The organism is Acidovorax sp. HMWF029 (assembly GCF_003060895.1).
Taxonomy (GTDB): domain Bacteria; phylum Pseudomonadota; class Gammaproteobacteria; order Burkholderiales; family Burkholderiaceae_C; genus Acidovorax.
In genome coordinates this window covers 27,413-29,391 of sequence record NZ_QAIH01000284.1, presented here as the reverse complement: position 1 = coordinate 29,391, position 1,979 = coordinate 27,413, and the positions used below count along the sequence as shown (strand labels likewise).

At 68.8% G+C, this 1,979-nt stretch carries 2 protein-coding genes; one reads left to right on the top strand and one right to left on the bottom strand.

Annotated elements, in window-relative coordinates:
• The coding region (locus tag DBR12_RS19740; protein WP_146185582.1) for a zinc-binding dehydrogenase at nt 1-395 on the top strand (395 nt) is incomplete at its 5' end.
• Between the two features lie 84 nt (nt 396-479).
• Here the strand turns inward: DBR12_RS19740 and DBR12_RS19735 are convergent.
• Nucleotides 480-1,979: ATP-binding protein (locus DBR12_RS19735; RefSeq protein WP_233244927.1), on the bottom strand; the 1,500-nt coding region annotated here is incomplete at its 5' end.

Genomic DNA, 1,979 nt, shown 5'->3' with positions numbered 1-1,979 from the left:
GTGCAGCTGGCGCGGCACCGGGGCGCGCATGTCACGGCGGTGTGCAGCGGCGGCAATGTGGCGCTGGCGCGGGCGCTGGGTGCGCAGGGGTGGCCGACACCGTGGGCGCGAGCAGCTTTACCGCCTGCCTGCCGCGCCTGAAGGAACATGGCCGCTACCTGGCGGTGGCGGGCAGCCTGGCGCAGGTGCTGGCCCGCCCGCGCGGCACGCGCCGCAGCATGGGCGGCCCGGCGACCGAGCGGCCCGAAGACCTGCAGACCCTGATGGGCCTGGCCCAGGCCGGTGTGCTGCGGCCGGTGCTGGACTGTGCCTACCCGTTTGCCGACCTGCCTGCGGCGCATGCCTATGTGGAGACGGGGCGCAAGCGTGGGGCAGTGGTGGTTGCGCTGCAGTGAACCCCAACGTTCACTGCGGTGCAATCACTATCAAATAAATAGCTAAAAGTGCTTATCCATAGCGCGGAGACGGCCTTTTTTAGCTCACACCTTGGCATCACTGCGCGCCAGCACGGCCAGCTCCTGGTGCAGCAGCAACTCCACCTCTGCCGGTTCAAACTGGTCCTGCAGCAGCGGGATGGCAAAGCGGTATTCGCCACCCTCGTGTTTGCGCAGCACATAGGCCAGTTGCAGGCGCGCCAGCGACTGGCGCAGGGCCTGCGCATCACCCGCGATACCGTGGCCTTGCAGGAGCTGGGCCAGTGTGACCAGGCTGGACTGCCCCGCCTGGGCGGTGTGGTAGACCACGATACGGTCGAGGCGGCAGGCGGCTTCGTCGTGGCTCAGGCGGCCCCAGCCGGCCAGCGCGTCCTGCACGGCCTGCGAGGCCAGGGCCTGGTCGAGGTGGCGCTTTTCAATCACGCGCTCGCCGGGCGCCAGTGCCTCCAGACACTCCTGGCACAGGATGGCGACCAGGTTGGCGCGCTGGCCGCTGGCGTCCACGAGGCGGTTCACCAGGTGCTCGTTGTCAAAGCCCAGGCGCAGCTTGCGCAGCGGCTCGGTGGCCAGTTCGCGGCAGGCCTCACGCTCCAGGCCGCCGATGGCCAACACCTCGCCAAAGTTGCGCAGGGGGCTTTGGTAGTCGAGCACGGCGGTGGCATACAGATCCCAAAAGCCCGCGAGCATGAACCAGCAGCGGCCCTCTTCGCTCAGCGCGCGCAGGGTGGAGAGCTGCACGTAGCCGTTGTTGGATTCATCGCGGAAGAACAGGTCGGCCTCGTCGATGAGCAGCACCAGGCGCTTGCCTTGATACTGCGCCTGCAGGTGGTCCACGATGGCTTCGAGCGGCGTGTCGGCCGCCAGGCCAAACTGCAGCGCCATGCGCGGTGCAAGCCGGTGGTCACGCAACGAGACGTAGTGGCACACGGTGTGCGGGTGACCCGCCATGCGGCGCTGCACGGCCTTGAGCAGGCTACTCTTGCCCAGCTGGCGCCCGCCTACCACGAGGTAGTTGGCGGGCTCGCGGTTGATGACGCGGGCCAGCAGCTGGGCGCGGCCAAAAAAGCCACCCTCGCGTGTCACGCCGCCCCGCGTCTGGTAGGGCGAGATGCGGGTGATGCGCAGCTGTGCGGCCAGTTGGCGCAGCAGCACCTGCAGGGCCTCGCCACCAATGAGCCACTCAGTCTGGCAGGCGCTGTCCAGCATCACGTGCAGGTTGGCACGGTCGTCGGCATGGGCGCGCAGCAAGGGCCTGGGCGTATCTACGCTGTGTTCGCACAGAACCAGCAGCACGTCGCTGCCCGTCTGCACAGCGCGCAGCTGACGCAACACGGTGGCTTCGTCGATGCCGGGCGTGGGTACAAAGACCAGGCAGCGGTCCAGCGACACGGGCAGATCGGGCGGGAACAGCCACTCAAACACCGCACCGGGCAGTGCCCAGTCGGTGCTGGGCTGGCAGCGGGCCGACACGCGCTCGGCCAATGCGCGGGTCAGGGCTGGGGCACGCTCGCTGCCCTGGGCCTGGGCGCACGCCACGGCACGGCG